The sequence below is a fragment of the Kiloniella laminariae genome, from assembly GCF_027214005.1.
Classification (GTDB): domain Bacteria; phylum Pseudomonadota; class Alphaproteobacteria; order Kiloniellales; family Kiloniellaceae; genus Kiloniella; species Kiloniella laminariae_A.
In genome coordinates this window covers 253,659-273,468 of the sequence record NZ_JAPWGY010000005.1, presented here as the reverse complement: position 1 = coordinate 273,468, position 19,810 = coordinate 253,659, and the positions used below count along the sequence as shown (strand labels likewise).

Below are 19,810 nucleotides of genomic sequence, written 5' to 3'. Positions count from 1 at the left end.
TGCCTCAACTGGATCAAAAAATACCGCGAACCAGCCCCTGAAGGCGAAGCCGGTGCTGGATCAGCCCGCGGAGAACGCCGCCGTCGTCGCGGTTGAGTATATTCTGCATATTTTTATAAAAGGCGGCTTCGGCCGCCTTTTCCTGTTTTATTTCTTCGCTTTGTCGCAATAACTATACTGGCTGTTGCCCTTGCGATCCCAAAAGATTAAAACCATCTTCGTGTAAGCAACCAGTTTCTAACATCAGTTTTTGGGCCTCGATAAATTCCAGTCGGGTAAAGCGGAGACATCAAAGTGGTCGGCCTTTCAAGCTCTATTCAGGAATACCTCGATGCTATTCCTGAGAACCGCCACAGAACCTTGAAAAACTCAACTCCACGGCCTGGTGGGATAATCGAGCGTGGCAAAACCCGTCTGGTGAACTTTGCTTCCAACGATTACATGGGTTTGGCACTGGATCCACGATTAACAGAACGCGCGGCGTCTTATGCCCGTGACTTTGGTACAGGTAGCGGCGCCTCCCGGTTGGTTACCGGTAATCATCCCGCTTATGAACAAATCGAACAGAAGTTGGCTGATCTAAAGGGAACCGAGGCAGCACTGTTGCTCAATTCCGGTTTTCAGGCCAATTCGACGGTGCTGGCTTCTTTGTTAAACAAGAACTTGCACGGAGGGTTACGTCAAACAGATGTTCTCTTGTTTACCGATAAACTCAACCATGCCAGTTTGCATTTTGGAGCCCAGGCCGCCCAGGTTAAACAGATACGCTTCAGGCACAATGATCTGGTGCATCTGGAAGAACTTCTTGAAAAGTCAAAAAAACAACCCGGAAACAGGATCATTGTCACGGAAAGCGTTTTTTCTATGGATGGTGACATTCTGGATGTTGGCAGGATCAGACAACTGGCTCGTCAACATGACGCTTTCCTGTACATTGATGAAGCCCATGCAACCGGCGTTTTCGGTGAAAAAGGTATGGGGCTTTGTGCCGGGGGCATTTCAAAGGATGAACTGGTCCTCGGCACCTTTGGCAAGGGCCTTGGCTCATACGGGGCCTATATAGCCTGTTCTTGTATCGTGCGGGACTACCTGATCAACTCCTGTCCCGGCCTGATCTATGCCACTGCCTTGCCGCCACAGGTTCTTGGAGCTATAGATGCCGCACTGGATCTTGTGCCTGGCATGGAGGCGGAAAGACAGCATCTGCAAGACCTGGGCTCTTTCTTACGAGAAGGCCTGCAGGCAAGGGGGATTTCCACCGGCGGATCGACAAGCCAGATTATTCCAGTGATCATCGGTGACGATGCAACAGTGATCCAGGTTGCCAAAAAACTCGAAGATAGGGGATATCTGGTCGGGGCAATCAGACCACCAACAGTTCCGGAAGGATCCGGACGTCTGAGGATTACCCTGAGTGCCGCGCATAGTCATGATCAAGTATCAGGATTACTTGAATCTCTTGGCGATATCCTTGAGGAGGTACGCCGTTGATGCGGGTACTGCTGGTGCACGGTTGGGGATATGGTCCCGAAATATGGCAAAGAGTTATCGTCAGACTGGGGAAAGCACATGACATCATCTGTGCCGATCTCGGATTTCGTGGACACACTGATATTCCGACGGGGCATTTTGACGTTGCTGTCGGACACTCTCTCGGTGTCCCATGGCTGTTGTCTCAAGCGGAAATCTCCTGGGATGAACTCGTCTCTATCAATGGTTTCACCCGTTTTTGTGCAGGAGAAGGTTTTCCTGAAGGCGTCCCCCCCAGATTTGTCGATCGTATGATGAGGAAATTACCCAAAGCCTGTGACAGTGTCTTACAGGATTTTTACGCTCTTTGTGAAACCAGTTTTGAAACTGGTGGTGAATTTGGGGAAAAACAGGAAAGCAGATTTATGACGACAGCAGATGGTGCTCCTGATGTCGAACGGCTTATGTGGGGGCTGGAGTTTTTACGGGATCAGGACTTGCGTTCCAGGATCGATCCGGCCTCGACGACAGTTCTTGCCAGTAGATCTGATCTTGTTGTTTCAGAAGCCATGACACAGCACCTCTTCCCTGATCTGGAGATAAACTGGTGCGAAGAGGCAGGACATCTTCTTCCCTGGCAAAATCCCGATCTGTGTAGTCACCATATCCTGAAAGCTGGTATCAAAAGATGATCGAAAAACACTGGAAAGAAGGATTGGCTCGCCGTTTTGGCGTGGCAGCAGAACGGTACGAACAGAATTCAGAAGTACAGCAAAACTCTGCCAAGATACTGGCAGAACTCATCAAGAAACACCTTTCCAGCCACAGACCGTTACGGATACTTGAAATCGGTTGTGGAACCGGATACCTGACAAGGAGATTATTGCCATTTTTCTCTAAATCAGAATGGGTTGTAACTGATATATCAAGTGATATGATAAAGATATGTCAGCATAATATTTCTCTGGAAAACAATGTAAAAGCTACTGAAATCCATTTTAAAGTCATGGACGGAGAAACCCCTGATCTGTCTGGTTCCTTTGATCTGATTTGCTCCAATATGGCTTTCCAATGGTTTCATGATCTCAAGGGGTCAGTAGAAAAGCTAGTCACATTATTAGCACCGGAAGGCCTTCTGGCTTTTACCACCCTGGATACAGGAACTTTCGATTGCTGGAACCGATGCCAACAGGAAATGGCTATTCACCGGCGCGGACCGCATTTTGTGGATGTCACAACCTTATGGTCAAATACAGATCAGTACTCGGTTGATATCCACAGGCAAACATTTTTGCAACTCCATAACTCGGCACTCGATTTCCTCAGGTCCTTGAAAGAGATTGGGGCCCACTCAAGTGGTCTGGGACAGACCCCGATTGCTCCGGGACAATTGCGATCCCTGATGAAAAAATACGAAAGCTGCTTTACAGACGGGACAGTCGAAGCCAATTATGAGATCGCTTTTGTGCTATGCAGCAATAAACTGCCGCAGCAGGTTTAGGAACAGCCAGTACATAATCAATGGTCAGGGGTTTGCAGCAGTATGAGTAAACAGCTTGAGAAAGGTGTCTTTATTACGGGAACAGACACAGGTGTCGGCAAAACCTTTGCTGCAGCTGCTCTGGTCAAACGGTTAAAGGCACACTATTGGAAACCTGTACAGACAGGCCCTGAAGAAGAACATGACGCGCCGGAAATACAACGTCTGTCGTGCATTGAAACGGACCAGATACTCCCTTGTCTCTATTCTTTTCCCGACCCGCTGTCACCACACGAAGCCGCAAAACGTGTGAAGCAGAAAATAGAGTTTGGGCATTTCAAGCTCCCCGATATCAAAAGCAAAGAGTTTCTTGTTGTGGAAGGGGCAGGGGGCGTGATGGTCCCTCTGGATGACAGGCACATGATGCTTGATCTTATGGCACAACTGGAACTGCCTGCTTTAATCGTAGCCCGCTCCGGTCTCGGGACAATAAACCATACGCTGTTGACCATAACTGCCCTGCGCAATCGCGGCGTTAAACTGGCTGGCGTGATCCTGAACGGTCCTGAAAACAAGGCCAATCTTGAAGCGATCGAACAGTATGGCAAGACGGAAGTCCTGGCGGAACTTCCCTTCTGTACAGATGTCACCCCGGAAAGTCTTGGAAGCTTGATGCCCAGGCTCGATCGGGTTGCTCAATATTTTGGAAGAGAATAATTGATGACTGATAACTTTCTTGAACTGGATAAACGCCACGTCTGGCATCCTTTTACCCAGGCACAAACCGCCCCGGATCCTATCGTCATTGATTCTGCGCAGGGCGTATTCCTGCGCACCAAGGACGGACGGGAAATCGTCGATTACATCTCTTCCTGGTGGGTCAATCTTTTTGGTCATGCTCATCCGACAGTTGCCAACGCAATTGCCGAGCAGGCGGCACGTCTTGAGCAGGTGATCTTTGCCGGATTCACTCATGAACCTGCCGTCAAACTGGCCAGGACCCTGTCTGACCTTCTTCCCGGTCAATTGAACCGGGTATTCTTTTCAGACAATGGCTCTACCGCTGTCGAAGTGGCAATGAAAGTTGCCTATCAGCATTGGCGCAATATCGGGCAACCCAATCGCAAACGTTTTATGACCTTCGATGGCGCTTATCATGGGGATACTGTCGGTGCCATGTCTGCCGGTATAGCTTCGAAAATGTTTGATGCCTGGGAAGGGCTGCTGTTTTCAGTTGATATCATGCCCTATCCGGAAACCTGGGAAAACGATGCCGAGGTCGAGGCCAAAGAGACAGCAGCTTTGGTCGCCGTTGATCAACACCTTGCCGAACATGGATCAGAGATTTGCGCCATGATCCTGGAACCCTTGATCCAGGGGGCGGGAGGAATCAGGATGGTCCGCCCGGGATTTTTAAAGCAGCTGGTGAACAAGCTTCAGGCGCAGGGTATTCTGGTTATCTTTGATGAGGTTATGACCGGCTTTGGTCGTACAGGTGAGAATTTTGCCTGCGAAAAGATTGGCGTTGTTCCTGATCTGATTTGCCTGTCAAAAGGACTTACAGCAGGTTTTCTGCCTCTTTCGGTCACTGTCGTCACCGACCGTCTGTACGAGACATTCCTTGGCGAGACCTTTGACAAAGCTTTCTGCCACGGGCATTCCTTCACAGCCAATCCTTTGGGCTGTGCTGCTGCGCTTGCATCCATGGAATTACTGCAGCACAAGGAAACTCGTGACAGTCTGAAACGTATTGAACAGGCCCATCACAAAGGACTGGACTATCTGAGAGATTTGCCTCAGACCCGACACCACCGTGTGACAGGCACTGTTGCAGCTTTTGATGCCGTTGTGAGTGATGGCGGGTACACCTCATCACTCGGGGGCGAGCTGAAAAAATGGTTCTGGGATCGGAATATGTTGATTCGTCCGCTGGGCAACGTCCTCTATCTTCTGCCGCCCTATTGCATCACAGACGATCAGATTGATGCAGGATGGAAAGCAATGGCCGAAGCAATGGTCGCATTGAACCCGAAATAGCGGCGACCAAGGTATTGTAATAGAAAGAAATATTTCTACATAAAGGGCTTGTCATCAGACCTGAAGTATTTTTGCAAAACACTTGAGCAGAAATCAAAGGTTCTTCGGGCTGTTTTATGCGATAAAAGAATGAGAACAAAACTGCTTGTTGCTTGCCGTTACTGGTCGGGAACGTTAAAACAGCACAGCAAACAAACATGGGAGTAAAGGCCGCCATGGAAAATGAATCCCGAATTACAGATACCCGTCTTACTGATGTACCTGTGGCCACACAGGCTATAACGGATACTGTTGCGGCTGAGAATACAGAGACATCTGCCTCGGGCGACTTGCGGACCAACTGGACCCGCGAAGAAATCGAAGCCCTTTATGACCTGCCTTTGATGGACCTGCTGTTTCAGGCCCAAACCATGCACCGCAAGTACTTTGATCCCAACAAGGTTCAGCTTTCAACGCTGCTGAACATCAAACAGGGTGGCTGTGCCGAAGATTGTAAGTACTGCTCACAGTCTTCGCGTTATCAGACTGACGTTGGGGCCAGCAAACTGATGGACAAGGAGAGCGTTGTTGAATATGCAAAAAAAGCCAAAGCCAATGGTTCTGGTCGTTTTTGCATGGGGGCAGCCTGGCGCAATGTCAAAGACCGCGATATCGACAAGATTGCTGAAATTGTAACCGCGGTGAAAGACCTGGGCATGGAAACCTGCATGACCCTGGGTATGTTGAACCGCGATCAGGCCGACAGCCTGAAAGAGGCCGGTCTTGATTATTACAATCACAATATTGATACCTCCCCGGAATATTATCCGGAAGTGATCACGACCCGTTCCTTTGAAGACCGGATCGAAACCCTTTCTCATGTGCGTGAAGCGGGCCTAAATGTCTGTTCTGGCGGCATTATCGGCATGGGTGAAGAGCGCAAGGATCGTGTCGGACTGCTGATGGCGCTTGCCAATCTTCCAAAGCATCCGGGCTCTGTGCCGATCAACATGCTGGTACCCGTCAAGGGAACGCCTTTTGGCGACATGCAGCGTATCGATAGTTTTGAGATGGTGCGCACCGTAGCTGTTGCCCGCCTGATGATGCCAAAGTCCTATGTACGTCTTTCCGCCGGGCGGCGATCACTTGGCGACGAAGGTCAGGCGCTTTGTTTCATGGCGGGTGCAAATTCCATTTTCTATGGTGACAAGCTCCTGACCACTGCCAACCCAGAAGAGAATGAAGACATGGCGCTGTTTGCCCGTCTTGGCCTGGCAACAGAACAGAAGGGGGCCGTTGTCGAACATCACGACGCAGCACCCCGTGGCTGTGGTTCACCCGACTGCGGTTGTGTGTGAACTAGCAACAGAGATAAAAAAACGCCGTGAGTTATTTACTCACGGCGTAAGAGAGGCAGGTCGCTTTACTGGTCCGAGTAAAGCTTGACAAAAGAAAGTGAAAACTTGTCTCTTGCCATCAAAGGCCAAAAGCCTCTGATCTCTGAAAATTTTTAAGAATCATAAATCTCTCGGGATTGTCTCTTTCCATTCCTTACTGAAAATCTTCTCATCAGCTTCATAGGCATCCAGCGTGGCAATGAGATAATAATTTTGTTTGTCGGCATTCATCGTTGTCTTGCCAACAGTACGCGTTTGCCATTCATTCCTTCCGACAGCCATGACCCAATGTGCCTCTGCAAAGGCAGACAACGGATCATCAGGGGATATAGTGAAGCGCTCCTCAACCCGACTACTCACTTCCAATCCTGTTGCAGGAAATATCTTCTGACCAAAATCTTCAATCGTTGTGACTGTGACTGTTCCGTTATTACAGTCCTGCTCGGTTTTCCGTGAAGAAGCAGGTTCTCGGTGAATAACCACATCGTCTTCACCTCGCGGGATTGCGGGCTGCATTTTTATGAGCTCAGGATGGTCAATCTTGTATTCGGGTAAAAGCAGGGAGCTTATTCCGGTTGTAATCGTGGCTGTTGTCTCTTCAGGTGAAGGCCAGGAAATCGGCCAGTAAGCTGTCGAAATAGCAAGGCGCAGCTTGTGTCCTTTCGGTAGTCGATAGCCGATATCATTCAATTTTACCTGAACGCTGTAACATTTGTTTGGTTCGAGAGGTTCAGGAAATTCATGACTGTCGCGATGGCACAGGTTTAATAATCCATAGGTTATTCTTGTCGAAGCCCCATCCGGATGTATATCGCACAGGCGTACGGCAATCATCCCCTGAGGTCTGTCAAGTGCGACCGTCAGTGACACGACAGGAGCTCCCAAAATCAGCATCTCTTTTTCGAGTAAATCACTGTCAAAACATAAACTATAGGCATCATCGCCGCGTTGATCCTGAGGGTTCTCCATATCCAGGCGCATTCCGGCACACCATCTTCCAGCAGAAAGTCCGGTATGTTGGGGAGAGCAAAGTTCAAGTTGCTGATGTTCTTCAGGACAGTCTTCGCAAAGCCCTCCCGAAACTAAATAGAGCAGCTTATCTGTCACCGAGGAAATTGGATAATTAACCTCTTCAATCCAAAAGCCGGGACGGTGGTTGTAATCAACAGCAGGTTTGACTGAATCCATGATATAGGCGCGGAGTTTTGGCTGTTGATCAACACCATTATCAATATCCTTGAGCCAGTAGTCCCACCAACGACGCATCTCAGGTAGAAAGTCAAAATCAGGCCCGGGCCTGGCAATGTGAGGATATTTATGTTCCCAAGGTCCGATCAACCCGCAAACAGGGGCCTGCAAACCTTCAACAAGGCGCGGGATGGCATTGCTGTACCCATCGGCCCACCCCCCAACGGCATAGACGGCAGCTGTGATATCAGCGTAATTTTCACATACGGATCCATGTTTCCAAAATTCATCCCGACGCTGATGACGTAACCAGTTTGCAGCCAGTAAGGGCATATTCTCCAGTCGCTCAAGCCACATTTCTCGCCACCTTTCTCCAACCAAGGCAGGATCTGGCGGGCGTGATGAGTAGGCAAGCATCTGGGATGACCAGCTCATGTTGTCGTTGAGCAAACAGCCGCCCATGTAATGAATATCATCCGCATAACGGTCATCGGTAGAGCAAATGGTTATAATCGCCTTGAGCGCTTCAGGCTGCATGGCTGCAATCTGCAGGCCATTAAATCCTCCCCAGGAAATTCCAACTATTCCGACCTTGCCCGTACACCACGGCTGTGTAGCCAACCAGTTGATAATCTCGATGCCATCGTCGAGTTCCTGAGGGCTGTATTCATCTTCCATTAAACCATCAGAGTCTCCATTGCCTCTGATATCCACACGAATACAGGCATAGCCATGGCTTGCCATATAAGAATACATGCCTTCGTCCCGCAGGCGAGAGCCGTCACGTTTACGATAAGGAATGTATTCGAGGATTGCAGGAACAGGGGTGGTAAGATAATCAGCCGGATACCACATACGTGCAGCAAGTCGACAGCCGTCGGAAAGAATAATCCAGAGGTTTTCTTCTGTCTCGACCTGACGCAACCTCATAAAACTGTTCCCCATAACTGCACCTATTTTCTTGTAACAAACCATTAAAAACCAGAGCCCGAGGTCGTGTCAGATATGACTGGTTTTCACTCTCGGTCAGGAAACAGACTATCGAGCTTATGGCTTAAAACCAATTTCGCTACTTAATAATATTTTATGCTATATAGTCTAAATATAGCTTCAGTATGCTTAAGGAAATTAAGATGGATGATTTTTCTTTAAACTTGAGACTGGCCTGTAGCCAGCACCCGTCTATTTCTCATATCTGCCGTAGAATTGGCATCAATCGGCAACAATTTAACAAATACCTCAGTGGTTCGGTTCAGCCATCCAGACACAACATGGCTAGAATTTCGGAATATCTCGGGCTTAATCCAAGTGATCTCCTGATCGAACACAGCAAGTTTTCGGTTCTACTGCATGAACGCAACCAGCGTTCGATGGGAGATTCCCGGTTAAAACTGCGGCTGGGATATCTGGATGAGGTATACCAGAACTCCACCAGGCGCTTGCAAAAGTACCTGGGGTATTATCACACCTATTTTTATTCTCTCGCAGCCCCTGGCATGATCACCAAATCCCTGATCAACCTGTTTGAAGATGATGGGAGAATTTACAGTAAAGGTATTGAGGTTATTAGAGAATCAGGTGAAAGATTATCCAATGCCTTCCTGTTTAAATATCTTGGATCTGTTGCCTATCTGGAAGAAACAATCTACATCCGGGAGCATGAAACACTGGTCAAGGGAACGATTTCCCAGACGACGCTGATGCCATCCCACCATAGCAGAGTAGGACTGTTATCCGGACTTACTCTAGGTGTTCCCAGCACCCGGGGAAGAGTACCGGCCGCTGCCCGCATTATTTTCCAAAAACTCGACCCACAATATAACCTGAAGGTAGCTTTAGGTGAATGTGGTCGTTTTAATGCACACAGTGACGCTGTTCCTGATAAAGTTGAAGCCATGATCAGAAATCAGATCAATAACCAAGAACAGGTTCTTTATGCCAGTAATCATTCCTAGTTAACCTGGCCAAAACAAACTGACGCACTCTGAAGCTGATATCACTCAAAAAGCGTCAGTTATTTTTATTCAGCGAAATTGTTTTGATCCAAAAAATGTTCCCTAATCAGTCAGATAATAACAAGAGGCAGGTCGAATAAGACAGGCCAAATCCATGAACTGGGAGCAAGATAATTGGGAGAAACTCTATGAAGACCAGTATACTGAACACATCAGCAGCCTCAAACAGCAGTATTACCCGAAGAGGTTTCATTGCAGGTGCCACAGGCGCAGGCATCCTCACTGCATCGGGCTGGTCTCCGACAGCCCTTGCTACGGAAACACCAAAATCCGGTGGCCATATGATACTGGCAATGGGGCATGGAGCCGCTACAGATAGTTACAACCCTGCCAGATCAGAAAATAACTTTCAGGGCGTGGTCATATTGGCCATGACAGACACCTTGACTGAAATTGCCCCATCCGGAGATCTGATTCCCTCAATTGCATCCAGCTGGGATGGAGGCACGGATGCAAGAATATGGACCTTCCAGATCCGGAAAAATATTACGTTCCATAATGGTAAAAACCTGAAGGCAAATGATGTTGTTGCTTCCATAAATCACCACCGCGGAGAAAATTCTGAATCAGCAGTCAGACCAATTGCCCAGTCAATTGTGCAGATTGAAGCGCCTGATGACCAAACGGTCACTATTGAACTGGCTGAAGGTAATGCTGATTTTCCCTACAATTTGGCTCTCCCGCAGTTCGCTGTTTTTCAAGCCAAAGAGGATGGATCTCTTGATTGGCAATCAGGGATTGGCGTTGGCGGTTATCAGCTCAAAGAGTTTGAACCTGGTGTGAAAGCCTCATTTGTCAAAAATACCAACTACTGGAAACCTGGGCGTGCCCATGCCGACAGTGTCGATATTCTGGTTATTCACGATATATCCGCCCGGACAAATGCCTTGCTCACCGGAGCCGTACAGGCGATAGACAAGGTTGATCCCAAGACGGCACGCCTACTTTCCCGTAAACCGGGGATGAAGGTCGAGGAAACAGCAGGACCACTCCATTATACCTTTCCCATGCGTACTGATATGGGGTTGTTTAAGGACAATAATGTCCGTCTCGCCCTGAAATATGCCATCGATAGACAGGAAATCCTCGACAAGGTTTTACGCGGTCACGGCACTATTGGTAATGACAATCCGATTGGGCCTTCCTATCGTAATTTTGCTTCTGAAATTAGTCCGAGAAGTTATGATCCTGAAAAGGCCAAATACCATCTTAAACAAGCCGGTGCTGAAGGTTTAACAGTTGATCTCAGCGCTGCTGATGCCGCCTTTGCCGGAGCCGTCGATGCCGCGGTGCTTTACAAAGGACAAGCCGCGCGTGCTGGAATCAATATCAATGTTGTACGTGAGCCAAACGACGGATATTGGTCAAACGTCTGGATGAAAAAACCGTTTTGCGCTTGTTATTGGGGCGGCTATTCAACCGAAGACACAATGTTCTCTACTGGTTATGCGCAAACGGCAAGCTGGAATGATACCTTTTGGCAACACGAACGTTTCAACAGGCTTTTAAAAGAAGCCCGCCCCTTGCTTGACAAAAGCAAACGCCGGGAAATTTATACAGAAATGCAGTTGATTATTCGCGATGAAGGCGGCGTTATTGTTCCTTTCTTTGCCAATGCAATTATGGCCAGCAGTGAAAAAATCGCTCATGGAACTTTGGGGTCTGATCGTGACTTTGACGGTGCCAGAATTGTTGAACGCTGGTGGCTCTCTTAATAATAACAAAGAAGGCACTGAAACCTTTCAGTGCCTTCTTTCTCAAGAGAAAACAACCAATTCCGCCTATGGAATTATCACCTCTGTTTGGTTTCCCACTCCGGATGTATCCAGGTCTCGGCATTGGAAGGGGCCAGAGGATCTTTCCCCAAAATAAGATCAGCAGCCTTTTCGCCAACCATGATTGTTGGGGCATTCAGGTTGCCATTCGGGATGGTCGGAAAGATCGAACTGTCAACCACACGTAAATTCTCAATACCTCTGACCCGGCACTCGTTATCGAGTACGGCCATAGGATCATCATCTGATCCGATTTTGCAGGTACAGGACGGATGATAGGCACTTTCCGCATTTTCCCTGATCCAGGCATCCAGATCCTCATCCGAAGTCAAGGCTGCGCCAGGCTGAATTTCATCGGCACAATAGGGGGCCATCGCAGACTGTTCCATGATTTCCCGGCTGAGACGGATACAGGCGCGGAAAGCTTCCCGATCATCTTCATGTTCGTTGTAATTGAAAAGGATCTCGGGTTTGTCCTTCACGTCGCCACTGGTGATGTGAATGTGACCCCGGCTTTTCGGCTTGTTCGGTCCGACATGAACCTGAATACCATGACCATCAAAGGCAGCCTGTCCATCATAACGCATTGCAGCGGGCAGGAAATGATACTGGATATCCGGCCACTTCAACCCGGCTTTTGAGCGAATGAATGCGCAGGATTCAAAGTGATTGGTTGCCCCCAGACCACTCTTGAACAACATCCAGCGCGCACCGATCAGGAACTTGCGCCACAGGCTCAACTCACCGTTCAGTGTAATGGGTTCTTTACAGCGGAACTGGAAGTAGACTTCGAGATGATCTTGCAGGTTGCTGCCAACGCCAGGCAGATCATGGACGACAGAAACACCCGCTTTTTTGAGAACCTCTGCCGGACCAATCCCGGAGACCTGCAACAGGTGAGGGGAGCCAACTGACCCGGACGACAGAATGACTTCCCGGTTTGCCAGTGCGGTTTTGCTAACGCCACCAATCTGATACTCAATGCCAGAGGCTTTTTTACCCGTCATGACAATACGTTTGGTCAAAGCCCCTGAAACAACCTTGAGATTGGGCCGATCAAGAACCGGTTTCAGATAGGCATTGGCCGTAGACCAGCGCACTCCGTCCTTGACCGTCATGTGCATGGGGCCGAAGCCTTCCTGACGGTAACCGTTATAGTCCTCAGTCGCGCCATAACCTGCCTCTACACCCGCCTGGATAAAAGCCTTGTACAACGGGTTCTGCATTTCATTGCCGTTACAGGTTGCCAATGGGCCACGATCGCCTCGATAAGCGTCTGCTTTGCCTTTCCATGTTTCTGCCCGTTTGAAATAGGGCAGGCAGTGGCGATAGCCCCATCCTTCTGCGCCCTTTTCCTCCCATTCATCGAAATCACAGGCATGGCCACGTACATAAACCATCCCGTTGATCGAGGAAGATCCCCCAAGAACCTTGCCGCGAGGACAGTGCATCCGACGATTATTCATGTGGGGTTCGGGAACGGATTCAAATTCCCAGTTATAACGGGACATATTCATCGGGATGGAAAGTGCAGTCGGCATCTGGATAAAGATGCTGCTGTCACTGCCACCTGCTTCCAGCAGGAGAACCGAATTCTTGGGGTCTTCACTCAGGCGATTTGCCAGGACACAGCCCGCCGAACCGGCCCCGACAATAATAAAATCAAAAGTTTGGTTCGACATCTGCTTTCTCCTGCTGCGCCGTGGCCTGTGGCCAATCAATAGGGAATAATAATTATCTGGTTTGGCACGCTGCCGGCTTACCGATCAAAAGGGCAAAATAGTCCAGAACAAGCTCCTGGGCTTTTTGCCTTTCCATTGGCTTTTCCTGAAGCGAGGTTCTGACCCACAAACCGTCAATCAGTGAAACCAGACCACAAGCTGCCCTGTCTGCTTGCTCAAAAGGCAGAATTTGTTTCAGGGCATGCCTGAAGGTGCTCATCTGCCGTTGCTCGTAAATCTTCTGCAATCGCCTGAGTTTGTCAGAATGGGGGATATGCGCCCAGAATGCGAGCCAGGCAGACACTGTTTCCGGCTCGAAAAGGTGGTCATCCAGATAAGTGTAAATCAAGGAGACAACCCGCTCTTCCGGCGTTTTGGCCAAAGCAAGCTGTGACAGAACCCTCAATCTCAGGTCCTGTAACAATTTGCGCATGGTTGACTGGAGAAGATCATCCTTGTCCCGGAAGTAGTGATGAACAATACCCGGAGAAACTCCGGCAGCCTGACTGATCTGGCGAATGCTGGTTTCGGAAAACCCGCGCGCATGGATTGAAGCGATCGTGGCATCAATCAATTGCTGCTTTCTGATGGGCTCCATTCCCACTTTCGGCATTCTCAGTCCCTGCAAAGCCATTTATCCTGATGAGATAAGCTGTAAGCAATTTTTATTGGACGATCAACCAAAATAAATTTTACTCTTTCGTGCACCGGATACCATGGGTTAATACGGCATTAACCAGAATTGAGCACAATGTCAGTGCAGTGTATCCTTATGGTATGCGTAAAACGTAAAACACGAACAGAGATCAGGTATGGATGCGCTACTGATAACAAAGCTGGTACTGATACTTTTTATTGTTGTTACGATGTTGTACGATCTGATCCAGATGCGCATTCCCAACGTCGTCTGCCTGGCTTTGGCCCTGCTTTTTGCCATGACCTTTGTCTTTAACAAATTCCCGATCGACATTCTTGATCATCTTATGGCAATGGGAATTGTTTTCGTCGCCGGGATTGTGCTTTTTTCCTTTCGTATTCTCGGGGGGGGTGACGTCAAGTTGCTGACTGTACTCGCCCTCTGGACCGGATTGAAACTCTTGCCTGTTTTTATAACCATTGTCTCACTTGTTGGCGGAGGGCAGGTTTTGATTATCCTGATACTGCGTCGTTATACCCACGCTTTTGAATATCTTCTGGCAAAGTACAATGTAACAGCGGCAATGCCGAACTGGTTGCGCAGAGGCGGGGAAATCCCTTATGGCGTAGCGATCGGCATCGCCTTGTTTATTGTAATGGATCAACTTCCTTTGTTTTTATCCTGAACCAGTGTTTTCTTTTTATATCTCCTCACCCTCTATCTGTGTTTTAACATACCGCAGATTTTCTAGTGGCCCGGGCATGGTCGGATGCACAGCAAGAGCTTTTTCCAGAGCCTGCCTGGCCAAACGCCATTTTTTCTGGGCGATATAAATCAACCCCTGTCCCGCAAGAGCTCCAAAATGTCGGGGCTCGAGTAACAGCGTTCTGTTGATGTCGGTCAGTGATTTTGTCAGGTTTCCCATAAGATAATGGGTCAATGCCCGTTTGTTCCAGGCTTCGGCATAGTTCGGGTTTCGTTTGATAATCGACGTATAGCCAAGAAGAGCTTCTTCATAGTCACCTTTGCCAGTTGCTCTTCCTGCTCCATCCATCTGCTCCGCAATAATTCCGTCTTCTGTTTCCAACCAGATTGACCAGATCTTTCCTTCAATAAGAAAACTCTCCACTCCGGGCGAAGCCAGTTGAAGTTTTTCAAAAAGAGAAGGTAACCGACTGTCTTTCTGATCAGCCCGGACCTTAAACGGACTGATGACAAGACAAAGGGAAAGCAGTACGAGATAAAACAGTTTATTCTTCATGGACTGAATCCTGCACCGTCTCTGCCAAAATAGAAAATCATCTGTACGTGATTGGAATTGTTGATTGGTCTTCCTGTTCAGTTGGTGCAAGCCCGCACAAGACATATTGTCTCGATACAAAAGCATTCCTTAAATATTTTCGATAACACAGAAACAATTTACCAATTAATTGTGGTAGACAAAATGCATGCTTATTGGAATCGCAGGTCCCATGAATGTATAGACAAGTATTTTATTTCTCTTTTCAGGGCTGAGTATTTACTTTCCGTACCTGTAGATTGAAAAGAAGTGGGTGAGAAAGTCACTCCTCGTCGCATTCGGAACAGCATGTCAACAGGTGAGTGGCATAGTCGTTCACCACACAGAGATAACATATAATAAGAAATCCGGTTCTACTGGAGGAGAAAAGCGTGAGCGATCTTGGACAAAAAAAAATCAAACGTCTGCTCGTTGCCAACCGCAGCGAAATTGCAATCCGTATCTTTCGAGCAGCAACAGAACTGGGCATAGAAACAATTGCGATCTATTCGAATGAAGACCGTTTTGCCCTTCACCGCTTCAAAGCTGATGAAAGTTATCTTGTTGGCGAAGGGAAGGGGCCAATCCAGGCCTATCTTGATATTCAGGATATTCTGCGCATTGCAAAAGAAGCCAATATAGACGCTATTCATCCAGGATATGGCTTTCTCTCGGAAAATCCGGATTTTGCCGATGCCTGCAAAGCTGCAGGGATTATCTTTGTTGGCCCTTCCGGCGACATCATGCGCGGACTGGGCAACAAGGTTTCAGCCAGAGCTCTGGCCATTCAGGCCGGGGCTCCGGTGATGCCGGCAACAGAAGCATTACCTTATGATGACGCTGAGATCACACATCTGGCGGCAAAGGTCGGATATCCTGTAATCACCAAAGCCAGCTGGGGTGGTGGTGGCCGCGGTATGCGGGTTATTGAAAACGAAGAAGAGCTGCTTGAACAGGTAGATGCAGCCCGTCGTGAGTCCATGGCCGCTTTTGGCAATGACGAGATCTATCTGGAAAAACTGGTCCGTCGGGCCCGCCATGTCGAGGTTCAGATTATTGGCGACAGTCATGGCAATGTTGTCCATCTGTTCGAACGTGATTGCTCTGTACAGCGCCGCAACCAGAAGGTCGTCGAGCGCGCACCAGCACCCTATCTTACTGAAACACAGCGGAATGCTTTTTGTCAGGCCGCTCTGGCGATCGCCCGAACCGCCAATTATGTGAATGCAGGAACCGTCGAGTTTCTGATGGATATGGATGATGACAGGTTCTATTTTATCGAGGTTAATCCTCGGGTACAGGTCGAACATACCGTCACAGAAACAGTAACAGGCATTGATATCGTCCAGGCCCAGATCAAAATCGCAGCCGGGGGCACCATCGGCAAACCGACAAGCGGTGTCCCTGCACAGAAAGATATACAGCTGCACGGCAATGCCATTCAGTGCCGAGTGACGACCGAGGACCCGGAAAACAAATTCATTCCGGACTATGGCAAGATCCTGGCCTATCGGGGGGCAACAGGTTTTGGTATTCGTCTGGACGGCGGCACGGCTTTTTCCGGGGCTGTGGTTACCCGCCATTATGACTCGCTCCTCGAAAAGGTCACGGCCTGGGGTGGCACACCTGATGAAGCCATTGCCCGTATGGACAGAGCGTTACGGGAATTTCGTATCCGGGGTGTTTCAACCAACCTGACATTTTTGGAAAACGTGCTGTCTCATCCAAAGTTCAGGGGCGGCGACTATACCACCAAATTTATCGACGATACACCGGAACTCTTTCATATGCCCCGTCGCCGGGACCGGGCCTCCCGGTTGTTACGGTTTGTTGGCGATATCATGGTCAATGGCAACGACGAGGTCTCGGGCCGCCTTCATCCTGTCCATCCCCATGTCGCCCGTGTTCCCAAACCCAAAAACCTTGCTGTTCCTGAGGGGACCAAGCAGCTTCTGGATCGGGAAGGGGCAACAGCGGTTGCCAACTGGATGAAAAACCAACAGCGTCTTCTGATCACCGACACCACATTCCGCGATGCACACCAGTCGCTATTGGCAACAAGAGTCCGCACGGATGATCTGGTAAGAATTGCCCCTTATTATTCAGAAAACCTCAGTAATCTTTTCTCGATGGAATGCTGGGGCGGAGCGACTTTTGACGTAGCCATGCGCTTTCTCAAAGAATGTCCCTGGGATCGTTTGTCGCAGCTGCGATCTGCCATGCCCAACCTTTTGACCCAGATGTTGCTTCGCGCCTCGAATGGAGTGGGCTACACCAACTATCCCGATAATGTGGTGCAGTATTTTGTCAAACAGTCGGCTGATGCCGGAATGGATCTTTTCCGGGTGTTCGACAGTCTGAACTGGGTCGAAAACATGCGTGTTGCCATGGATGCGGTGGGGGACAGCGGCAAGATCTGTGAAGCTGCAATCTGCTATACCGGTGATATTCTTGACCCCAAGCGTCCCAAATACGACCTCAAATATTATGTTGAGATGGCGAAGCAGCTGGAAAAGGCCGGTGCTCATATTCTGGGTATCAAGGATATGGCCGGATTGCTTAAACCTGCCGCAGCCAAGGTCTTGATCAAAGCCCTGAAAGAGGAAGTCGGCCTGCCGATCCACCTCCACACTCACGATACCAGCGGCATTTCTGCTGCCACCATTCTCGCAGCGTCTGAGGCCAGGGTTGATGCGGTTGATGCCTGTATTGATTCCATGAGCGGCCTGACATCCCAGCCAAATCTGGGATCTATTGCAGCAGCTGTGCGAAACACAGACCGGGATACCGGGCTTGATGACCAGGCTCTGCAGGATATCTCCGGTTATTGGGAACAGGTGAGAGCCAATTACATTGGCTTTGAAAGCGACATCAAAAGCGGAACTTCGGATGTCTACCATCACGAGATGCCCGGTGGTCAATATACCAATCTGCGTCAACAGGCCCGGTCTCTCGGTATCGAGGAGCGCTGGCCTGAAGTCTCCAGGGCCTATGCCGAAGTCAACGATATGTTCGGCGATGTGGTCAAGGTCACTCCTTCGTCAAAAGTCGTCGGCGATATGGCCCTGATGATGGTAACCAGTGACTTGACCCGGGCGGATATCGAAAACCCGGACCGGGAAATTGCCTTTCCTGAATCCGTTGTCTCTTTCTTCAAGGGAGATCTGGGGCAACCTTCCGGCGGGTTCCCTCCGGTTTTGCAGAAAAAAATTCTGAAAGATGTCACTCCCTTCACAGACCGCCCCGGCGCGTTGATGCCCGCTGCAGATCTTGCTGCAGAACGAGCCGCAGTGGAAAAGAAGGTTGAACGCAGTATCACTGACTTCGAGTTTGCCTCCTATCTTATGTATCCACAGGTGTTTATCGATTACGCCAGGCACCAGCGGGATTATGGAAATGTCTCGGTTCTGCCGACACACGTCTTTTTCTATGGCATGGAGGTCGGTGAAGAACTTTCCGTACATATTGATCAGGGGAAAACACTGATTATCCGTTTCCGGGCGATCAGCGACGCTGATGATGACGGCAGCTGCACCGTGTTCTTTGAACTCAATGGCCAGCCCCGGACCGTCAAGGTAACAGACCGTAGCCGGGCTCCGGCCAAAACAGCCCATCCAAAAGCAGATCCGGGAAACATCGAACATCTCGGTGCCCCGATGCCGGGTTTGATCGTCAGCGTTTCCGCAATCGAAGGTCAGGTGGTTGAGCGCGGAGATGTCCTGATGTCGATCGAAGCCATGAAGATGCAGACCTCGGTTCTGGCCGAACGGGACGGGACGGTAAAACAGATCCTTGTGACGCCGGGTTCAAAGGTCGAAACCAAGGATCTTCTCGCAATCATTACGGATTAACCAGATTACTTAATGAACCAGGCAACAGAGCTGCTTGACCGCAGATCTGTTGCCTTCACCGGGTCATTCCGCAGTTTCAGTCAAGGGTATCCTGCCAAGATAATCAATGCAGGCCCTGATTTTTTTAGGCATCTGACGCCCATAGGCGTGTTGAATCCTAATCGCTGATGTAATGGGAATGTCGTCAGGGAACAGCCGGACAAGTTGTCCTTCTGAAACATCCTGTTCCACCATATGCAAAGGCAGTCGGGCCAAACCAAGACCAGCCTTTGCCATATTTTGAACAGTCACAATATTATTTGCTTTTCTTGTCGCAATTGCTTGAAAAACTCTTCTGGTACCATCTGCACGTTCATACGACTGCAAAATTACTGTTCCCTCCCACTGATTGGCAATGTACTCGGGTGGATTATCTAAAACCGGGTTCTTTTCAAGATACTGGGGGCTCGCAAAAAGCGCTTCTGTCAATGTCCCCACCCGGAGGGACTTAAAAGAAGAATCTGGAAGCGTCCCGACAGTAATTGCCAAATCAATCTGCTCCTCAATCAGTTCTCGCCTGAGATCGTCGTTGATAACTGTTGGTTCGAGCAAAGGGTAACGTTCAAAAAATTCCATTAGCTTCACTCCAACTGAGTGACTTAACAGAGCATGTGGAATTGTTATCACGATCGGGCCATGAATTGTTGTCGAAAGGTTTTGCACCTCTTCAACCGCAACCCGAGCTATTTTTGAAACCTCTCTACATCTTAGATAAAAGTGCTCTCCTGCTTCTGTAAGAGACAGATTTCGCGTCGTGCGGTTAAGCAATTTTGTACCAAGCTCAGATTCAAGCTTGCTGATGTGGTGGCTGACTACGGACTTTGACAACCCGAGGTTCAGAGCAGCCTCGGTAAAAGAACCCGCTTCTACAACAGCGGCAAACACAAGCATACGATCAAGATTTTGTCTCATTGTTCGATTTTATCGAACACAATTTCAAAA

15 protein-coding genes are annotated in these 19,810 nt (G+C 49.1%); 10 read left to right on the top strand and 5 right to left on the bottom strand.

Features of this window, described 5'->3' with window-relative positions; all coding sequences use genetic code 11:
• Positions 1–294 precede the first annotated feature (294 nt).
• The 6 genes from O4H49_RS15230 to bioB all read left to right on the top strand — a co-directional run bounded on the left by O4H49_RS15230 (position 295) and on the right by bioB (position 6,324).
• The gene (locus tag O4H49_RS15230) at positions 295–1,491 is read left to right on the top strand and encodes an aminotransferase class I/II-fold pyridoxal phosphate-dependent enzyme (protein WP_269424290.1); all 1,197 of its coding nucleotides are present in this window, start codon (positions 295–297) and stop codon (positions 1,489–1,491) included.
• The gene (locus tag O4H49_RS15225; protein WP_269424289.1) at positions 1,491–2,162 is read left to right on the top strand and encodes an alpha/beta fold hydrolase; all 672 of its coding nucleotides are present in this window, start codon (positions 1,491–1,493) and stop codon (positions 2,160–2,162) included. The genes O4H49_RS15230 and O4H49_RS15225 overlap by 1 nt, the downstream gene beginning before the upstream one ends.
• Complete coding sequence (locus tag O4H49_RS15220) at positions 2,159–2,971, top strand: methyltransferase (RefSeq protein ID WP_269424288.1); 813 nt, start codon at positions 2,159–2,161, stop codon at positions 2,969–2,971. Before O4H49_RS15225 ends, O4H49_RS15220 begins: the two co-directional genes overlap by 4 nt.
• 42 nt (positions 2,972–3,013) lie before the next feature.
• Positions 3,014–3,667, top strand: coding sequence for a dethiobiotin synthase (gene bioD, locus O4H49_RS15215; RefSeq protein ID WP_269424287.1), 654 nt, complete (start codon positions 3,014–3,016; stop codon positions 3,665–3,667).
• Positions 3,668–3,670: 3 nt separating this feature from the next.
• Positions 3,671–4,987 (top strand): adenosylmethionine--8-amino-7-oxononanoate transaminase, encoded by a 1,317-nt coding sequence (bioA, locus tag O4H49_RS15210; RefSeq protein WP_269424286.1) that lies wholly within the window; start codon positions 3,671–3,673, stop codon positions 4,985–4,987.
• A gap of 197 nt (positions 4,988–5,184) precedes the next feature.
• Positions 5,185–6,324, top strand: coding sequence for a biotin synthase BioB (gene bioB, locus O4H49_RS15205; protein WP_269424285.1), 1,140 nt, complete (start codon positions 5,185–5,187; stop codon positions 6,322–6,324).
• A gap of 159 nt (positions 6,325–6,483) precedes the next feature.
• Here the strand turns inward: bioB and O4H49_RS15200 are convergent, their stop codons facing one another.
• A complete protein-coding gene (locus tag O4H49_RS15200) occupies positions 6,484–8,481 on the bottom strand; it encodes a CocE/NonD family hydrolase (RefSeq protein ID WP_269424284.1) in 1,998 nt (665 codons plus the stop codon).
• A 185-nt stretch (positions 8,482–8,666) separates the two neighbouring features.
• Between O4H49_RS15200 and O4H49_RS15195 the strand changes: the two genes are divergently transcribed.
• Entirely contained in the window at positions 8,667–9,506 is an 840-nt protein-coding gene (locus O4H49_RS15195; RefSeq protein ID WP_331283766.1) for a helix-turn-helix transcriptional regulator, read from the top strand.
• A gap of 188 nt (positions 9,507–9,694) precedes the next feature.
• Positions 9,695–11,281, top strand: a complete 1,587-nt coding sequence (locus O4H49_RS15190) for an ABC transporter substrate-binding protein (RefSeq protein ID WP_269424282.1) — start codon at positions 9,695–9,697, stop codon at positions 11,279–11,281.
• Between the two features lie 77 nt (positions 11,282–11,358).
• On the opposite strand, the gene betA is transcribed toward O4H49_RS15190, so the two are convergent.
• Both betA and betI read right to left on the bottom strand, forming a co-directional pair.
• Complete coding sequence (betA, locus tag O4H49_RS15185; protein WP_269424281.1) at positions 11,359–13,023, bottom strand: choline dehydrogenase; 1,665 nt, start codon at positions 13,021–13,023, stop codon at positions 11,359–11,361.
• Between the two features lie 52 nt (positions 13,024–13,075).
• Positions 13,076–13,675: a choline-responsive transcriptional repressor BetI gene (gene betI, locus O4H49_RS15180; protein ID WP_269424280.1), complete on the bottom strand. Its 600-nt coding sequence runs from the start codon at positions 13,673–13,675 to the stop codon at positions 13,076–13,078.
• A 199-nt stretch (positions 13,676–13,874) separates the two neighbouring features.
• Between betI and O4H49_RS15175 the strand changes: the two genes are divergently transcribed.
• Entirely contained in the window at positions 13,875–14,384 is a 510-nt protein-coding gene (locus tag O4H49_RS15175; protein WP_269424279.1) for an A24 family peptidase, read from the top strand.
• Between the two features lie 15 nt (positions 14,385–14,399).
• Here the strand turns inward: O4H49_RS15175 and O4H49_RS15170 are convergent, their stop codons facing one another.
• Positions 14,400–14,960 carry a tetratricopeptide repeat protein gene (locus tag O4H49_RS15170; RefSeq protein ID WP_269424278.1) on the bottom strand — a complete coding sequence of 187 codons (561 nt, stop codon included), beginning with the start codon at positions 14,958–14,960 and terminating at the stop codon, positions 14,400–14,402.
• A 410-nt stretch (positions 14,961–15,370) separates the two neighbouring features.
• On the opposite strand from O4H49_RS15170, the gene pyc reads away from it, so the two are divergent.
• Entirely contained in the window at positions 15,371–18,829 is a 3,459-nt protein-coding gene (gene pyc / locus O4H49_RS15165; RefSeq protein ID WP_269424277.1) for a pyruvate carboxylase, read from the top strand.
• A gap of 63 nt (positions 18,830–18,892) precedes the next feature.
• Here pyc and O4H49_RS15160 read toward each other — a convergent pair whose 3' ends face one another.
• Positions 18,893–19,780, bottom strand: a complete 888-nt coding sequence (locus tag O4H49_RS15160; protein ID WP_269424276.1) for a LysR family transcriptional regulator — start codon at positions 19,778–19,780, stop codon at positions 18,893–18,895.
• Positions 19,781–19,810 lie beyond the last annotated feature (30 nt).